Source organism: Thermodesulfobacteriota bacterium, from assembly GCA_040758155.1.
GTDB lineage: Bacteria > Desulfobacterota > Deferrimicrobia > Deferrimicrobiales > Deferrimicrobiaceae > UBA2219.
This window is the reverse complement of the sequence record JBFLWB010000136.1, coordinates 1-6,267: the sequence shown is the minus strand read 5'-3', so window position 1 is coordinate 6,267 and position 6,267 is coordinate 1. Positions and strand designations below refer to the sequence as shown.

The 6,267-nt window shown below is 62.0% G+C and carries 5 protein-coding genes; 4 read left to right on the top strand and 1 reads right to left on the bottom strand.

What is annotated here, in order from left to right:
• A partial coding sequence (locus AB1346_09075; protein MEW6720588.1) for a helix-turn-helix domain-containing protein occupies nucleotides 1–237 on the top strand: 237 nt, incomplete at its 5' end.
• Nucleotides 238–247: 10 nt separating this feature from the next.
• Here the strand turns inward: AB1346_09075 and AB1346_09070 are convergent.
• Entirely contained in the window at nucleotides 248–2,431 is a 2,184-nt protein-coding gene (locus AB1346_09070) for an HD domain-containing phosphohydrolase (protein MEW6720587.1), read from the bottom strand.
• 395 nt (nucleotides 2,432–2,826) lie between these two features.
• On the opposite strand from AB1346_09070, the gene rfbA reads away from it, so the two are divergent.
• The 3 genes from rfbA to ftsH form a co-directional block, all read left to right on the top strand.
• Nucleotides 2,827–3,732: a glucose-1-phosphate thymidylyltransferase RfbA gene (gene rfbA, locus AB1346_09065; GenBank protein ID MEW6720586.1), complete on the top strand. Its 906-nt coding sequence runs from the start codon at nucleotides 2,827–2,829 to the stop codon at nucleotides 3,730–3,732.
• Nucleotides 3,729–5,018 carry a tRNA lysidine(34) synthetase TilS gene (gene tilS / locus AB1346_09060; protein ID MEW6720585.1) on the top strand — a complete coding sequence of 430 codons (1,290 nt, stop codon included), beginning with the start codon at nucleotides 3,729–3,731 and terminating at the stop codon, nucleotides 5,016–5,018. The genes rfbA and tilS overlap by 4 nt, the downstream gene beginning before the upstream one ends.
• A gap of 18 nt (nucleotides 5,019–5,036) precedes the next feature.
• Nucleotides 5,037–6,267: ATP-dependent zinc metalloprotease FtsH (gene ftsH / locus AB1346_09055; GenBank protein ID MEW6720584.1), on the top strand; the 1,231-nt coding region annotated here is incomplete at its 3' end.

Below are 6,267 nucleotides of genomic sequence, written 5' to 3'. Positions count from 1 at the left end.
ACGCTGATCGAGGCGAGCGACCTGACCCTGGAGAGCGCGCAACCGAAGGGGGAAGGGCTGGTCGTGCACGACACGCTGGTCCTTGAGGAGTTGGAGCGCAACGCCATCCGCCAGGCGCTCCGCATCTCGCGGGGGGTCCAGAGGGACGCCGCCGGCCTGCTCGGGATCACCCCGAGGGTGCTGAACTACAAGATCCAGGTGCTGAAGATCGACTGGAAATCCTTCCGGGAAACGTGAGGATCCTGCCTTAGTTCGCGCTTGCCGTCGTGGGATCCGGGAACGGTGCGGCGGCTTCGAACGCCAAAGCGACCTCCTGGTCGAAAAGGGTGTTGCCTCCGTTGCGGACCAGCTTCAGCGCTTCCTCGGGCTTCAAGCTCCCGCGGTACGGACGATCGGATGTGATCGAGTCGAAATACTCCACCACGCCGAGGATCCTCGCGGAGATGCAGATGTCGGAGCCGCGCAGGCCGTTCGGGTAGCCCGACCCGTCGAAATTCTCATGGTGTTCCATGATCGCCCGCCGGATCGCGTCCATCCCCGGCACTCCTTCCAGCAGTTTCGCTCCGAGGAAGGGGTGCTTCCGGACCATTTCCACCTCCCTGTCGTTCAAGGCGCGTTTTTTGGACAGGATGTTCGAAGGGACGCCAATGATCCCCACGTCGTGCAGGATGGAGGCGCGATCCAGGACGTCGAGCTCCTCCTTCGATAGGCCGAGCCGGCTGCCGGTCCGCAGGCAGAGGTCCCGGACCCGCGCGGAATGGCCCGAGAGGAAGGGGTACCGCATCTCGAGGGCGTCCTTGAGAGAGGAGAGGATCGTGAGGGAGAAGTTCCTGACGTTCTCCCGGAAGGTCATTCCCTGGGTCAGAATCGAGGCGATCTCCGTCGCGATGGGGTACAGGGCGTGGAGGTCCTCCCTCGTGAACGCCTGGTCGTCCCTCTTGTTGGTCAGGTGAAGGGCTCCGAGCGTGTTCCCCATGTGTGTCAGCGGGATGGAGAGGAAGGACTCGGTCTGGTAGCCGTTCTTCCGATGCGGCTCCCCGACCGGGGAATCCTCCGTCCTTGCGACGACGAGGGGAAGCTGGTGGTCCACCACCCAGCTTGTGATCGGACCGGGGCTGAAGACGGCCGAACCGGCGAGGTGCTCCTCGCTCCGGCTGAACCCGATGGCCGCGCGGAGCGTGAAGTCGCTTCCTTCGGAGGCGCGGACGACGATCGACCCGCGGCTCGCGGAAATCCCCTGCATGCCGGTGAAGAGGAGGATCTCCAGGAACCGGTCCATGTCGACGACGGAGCGGCCCGCGTCGTAGATTTTCCGGATGGGAAGCTCGGCTGCCGGACGCTGCCCCGTTGAGGGAAGGACCGACTCGTGGAAGGTGCAGACGCGGCCGCCGCCCTGTCCCCTCGCCGCGGCGAGCGCCCGTTCCGCCTTGTCGACCAGGTCGTTGAAATCGAAGGAGTCGGAAGGGAACGACGCGATGCCGACGCTTACGGAAAGTCTTTCGGTGCGCGCGTCCTTGAAGCCCGGGACGAGGTGCTTGTGGAAACGCTCGATGGCGCGCGATGCCAGCGAGTGGGCTCCGGAAGCGTCGCTGTCAAGCATGACGACGGCGAAATCGTCCCCCCCGTACCGCGCCAGCGTGTCGACTTCCCTCATGCAGCCCCGGAGGACGTCCGCGAACTCTTGCAGCGCGATGTCGCCGGAGGAATTATGGAACCGGATGTTGTACTCCGTGAAGTGGTCCAGGTCGAACAGCAGCAGGCTGAACGTGGATCCCGACCTGCGCGCGCGAAGGATCTCCCTTTCGAGCTGGTTGTCGAAATAGTGGCGATTGTACAGGTGAGTCAGCGGGTCGATGAAGGAATAGACGGAGAGCCCCCGGACCGGCTCGTGCCGGTAAAGGTGGTTTTCCGCCTGCATCGCCAGAGCGCAAAGAAGCTTCGCGTGCACGCCGGTGAAGGGAACCTCTTTTCTGCCGAAAACCAGGGTCCCCGCGATGTCGCGGTCGCGGTGGAGGGGGAACGCCAGGAGGTGCCGCGATCCCCACGCCTCGCAGATCGGCGAAGCCCACGGACCCGCATCGGCCTCCACCGAGATCGCCTTGCCGAAACGGGACGCGATGACGGCGGGGGCGGCGAGCTCTTCGAGGATTTCCTGCCTTCCGGAAACGGAAATCCGGCGACCGACCTTGAGTTCCCACGTCCCGACCGCATTCTCCCCCGGAAGGAGGATGCCGCAAACTTCCGCGCCGGCGATCTCGGCGGCGACGTCGAAGAACGAGTTGAACGTTTCCTCGAAGCTGAAGGATCCACCGATCAGGTAACTGCTTCTCAACAGGGTGTTTACGGGATGGGCGAGGGAGGCGATCTCCTCCGGAGCGATCTCCAGCGGATAATCGATCGAGCACTTGGGCAGGAACGAATGATCGAACATCGGGGTTGCACCGCCTCCTGACACAATATAATAGCAAGGAACAAGCCCATCGCAATCGTTTCCAGATTACATTAAAACATAATAAAATACACTCGTTAGAAGACTCGCCGGAGTCAGCGAAACCGAGGTGTGAAATATCTTTCCCGTTATTGCTTATAAATTGCCTATAGGTGGTCCTTCTTGATCCGGAGCGCGTTAAACCCCTGCCGTAAAGTCGGGGAAGGAAAGCGCAAGGCAAATGCGAATGCACCATGGTTTCCAATGTTTGGTCGCAGTCAAAAAAAGACTTAATATAGGCACTAAAGCAGGAACCTGTCCCTTTCCGCCAACCGGCTGCGGCCTGCCGCCGTGGGAGGGGAGGATGTCAAAATACGCGAATGAAGAGAGGGGATGCCGTGGGAAATAAAGGTGGATCGGCGCTTCGGAAGGGAATCGTCCTCGCCGGTGGCGCAGGGACGCGCCTGTATCCGATCACGAAGGTCGTGAGCAAGCAGCTTCTCCCGATCTATGACAAGCCGATGATCTATTATCCCCTTTCCACCCTGATGCTGGCCGGCATCCGGGACATCCTCGTCATTTCGACCCCGACCGACCTTCCCCGGTTTCGGGAACTGATGGGGGACGGGTCCCAATGGGGAATCGACCTTTCCTACGCCGAGCAACCGCGGCCGGAAGGGCTTGCGCAGGCGTTCCTGATCGCAGAGGATTTCATCGGAAACAATCCGTCCTGCCTGATTCTCGGCGACAACATCTTCCACGGCCAAGGATTCCAGTCGATCCTGAAAAAGGCGGAGGCCCGCCGCGACGGCGCGGTGATCTTCGCGTACCTCGTGCGGGATCCCGAACGCTACGGCGTCGTGGAATTCGACGGAAAGGGCAGGGTGCTCAGCATCGAGGAGAAGCCGAAGCAGCCGAAATCGAGCTACGCCATCCCCGGGATCTATTTCTGCGATCGTCATGCGGCGAAAATCTCATCCTCCCTCAAGCCCTCCGCACGGGGGGAGCTGGAAATCACGGACCTGATCAAGGCGTACCAGCGGAAAGGGGCGCTGAGGGTGGAGGTCCTCGGAAGAGGCTTCGCCTGGCTGGACACGGGAACGCACGACTCGCTCCTCGAAGCGGGGACGTTCGTGGAGACGATCGAAAAGCGGCAGGGGCTGAAGATCTCGTGCATTGAGGAAGTGGCGTTCCGGATGGGTTTCATCGGCCGGGAGGAGATCGCGTTGCTGGCGTCGCAGATGAAAAACAACGGATACGGCGAATACCTTCGACGACTGCTGTCGGAACCGAAAAGGCCTTGACGCGAAACGTCATCATCGCGGCGGTGTCCGGAGGACCGGACTCGATCTATCTGCTGGAAGGTCTGGTCCGGCGCGAAAAACGGAAGATCGTGGTCGGGCACGTCAATCACGGCACGCGCGGCCCGGAATCGGAAAAGGATCAGGCATTGGTTGAACATCTAACTAAAAAATATGGATTGGAAACGAGAATATGCAGGATTGAGAAGTGCGGCTCCCGGAAGGGTTTCGAGGACCGGGCAAGGAGGGCCCGGCACGGATTCCTCAAGGGACTGTCCGCCGGATACGGAGGCGCGGCCGTCGCCATGGCGCACACCGCCGACGACCAGATCGAGACGGTCCTCATGCGATTCCTGGAAGGGGCCGGCATCGCGGGGCTGAAAGGGATTCCGCGGGAGACGGAAGACGGGATCGTCCGGCCGATCCTCGGCGAGTGGAAAGAGGATATTCTAAAGTACCTGAAAAGGAAACGGATCCCATACCGGCTGGACCGGTCCAACCTGGACACCCGGTTCGAACGGAACTGGATCCGACATGTCCTTGTCCCCTTGTTGGTCGAGCGGTACGGGAAACAGGTGAAGAAGAGGATCTTCACGTTGGGAGAAAGGTTCCGTGAGATCGACGGCTACCTTGAAAATGAGGCGAACCGTTGGATCCGTCGAAACGTCAAGAAGGGATCCGGGGAGCCTTCCGTGGAATTTATGATTAACCGGAAAACGTACTCCATTATGCCGTCGCTGCTGCGCGTGAGGATTTTGCAGAAGGCCTGTTTTGAAAAACTCGGATTAGCGCCGAACGAGCGTCTCCTGGAGGCCATGGACCGTTCGATCCTCACAGGAAAGCCTTCCGGGCGGATCAAGGCGGGAAAGGGCTGGGAACTGGTCAACCGATACGAGGAAGCCCGCTTGGTCAAGGCGGAATCGAAAGCGGCGGATGCCCTGGCGGGCGGATTGCGGACCGAAGAGAGGAGGAACGTGACCCCCGCCGTGGCGAAGCGGATCGCCGGGCGGGGGAACGCGGAGGTGTTCGACGCAGAACGCCTCAGGCTCCCGCTTCGCGTGCGCCCGCTCCGTTACGGGGACCGGATCCTTCCGTTCGGGCAGGAGGGGGAGAAGAAGTTGAAGGAGGTCCTGATCGACCGGAAGATCCCGAGGGAGGAGCGGTGGGGCCGGCCCGCGGTCTGCGATTCGGAAGGGACGATCCTCTGGGTCCCGGGCGTGATCCGCTCGGCCCATGCGGCCGTGACCGCGGATACGAGGTATGCTAAAATTCTAAGTTATTTCAAGTAGCCGGAGGAGACCATCCGCTTGAACCCGTTCTATCGCAACCTCGCCCTCTGGGTCCTTATCATCATGGCGATGTTCTTCCTGTTCAACACGTTCAAGGCCCAGAACGCCGAGACCGACGAAATATCCTTCTCCGAGTTCATCGCCTCCGTGGATTCCGGGAAAGTCCGGGACGTCACCATCAAGGGGCATGAGATCACCGGGAGATACACCGAATCCTCCGGCATGCAGAAGAAGGTCTTCCACACGTTCGCGCCGGAAGATCCCGACCTGGTGAAGACGCTGCGGACGCGCGGCGTCCAGATCACGGCGAAACCGCTCGACGACAACCCGTGGTACATGACGCTCCTCGTCTCCTGGCTGCCGATGCTCCTCCTGATCGGCGTCTGGATCTTCTTCATGCGCCAGATGCAGTCGGGCGGCGGCAAGGCCATGTCCTTCGGGAAGAGCCGGGCGAAGCTGTTGACGGAGTCGACGAACAAGGTCACCTTCGCGGACGTGGCGGGGATCGAGGAGGCGAAGGAGGAGCTCCAGGAGATCATCGCCTTCCTTCGCGATCCGAAGAAGTTCACCAAGCTGGGCGGACGGATCCCGAAGGGGGTCCTGCTGGTCGGCTCGCCGGGGACCGGGAAAACGCTGCTGGCGCGGGCGATCGCGGGGGAGGCGGGCGTTCCGTTCTTCTCCATCAGCGGGTCCGACTTCGTGGAGATGTTCGTCGGGGTGGGCGCGGCCCGGGTGCGCGACCTGTTCATCCAGGGGAAGAAATCCGCGCCGTGCCTGATCTTCATCGACGAGATCGACGCGGTGGGGAGGCATCGCGGGGCGGGGCTCGGCGGCGGGCACGACGAGCGGGAGCAGACGCTGAACCAGCTCCTCGTCGAGATGGACGGGTTCGAATCGACCGAGGGGCTCATCCTCATCGCGGCCACGAACCGCCCCGACGTCCTCGACCCGGCCCTCATGCGTCCCGGCCGCTTCGACCGGCAGGTCGTGGTGCCGAAGCCCGACGTCCGCGGCAGGGAGCAGATCCTCGGCGTCCACACCCGGAAGATCCCGTTGGGGGACGACGTCAACCTCGAGACGCTGGCGAAAGGGACGCCCGGGTTCACCGGCGCCGACCTTGCGAATCTGTGCAACGAGGCCGCTCTTCACGCTGCGAGCTCAAACCTTACCAAGGTGTCCATGGCCTGCTTCGAGATGGCCAAGGACAAGGTGATGATGGGACGCGAGCGCCGGTCGATGATCATCTCCG

Coding starts and splice junctions, on each gene's coding strand:
- AB1346_09070 (MEW6720587.1), bottom strand. CDS start 2,431: ATGTTCGATCATTCGTTCCTGCCCAAGTGCTCGATCGATTATCCGCTG.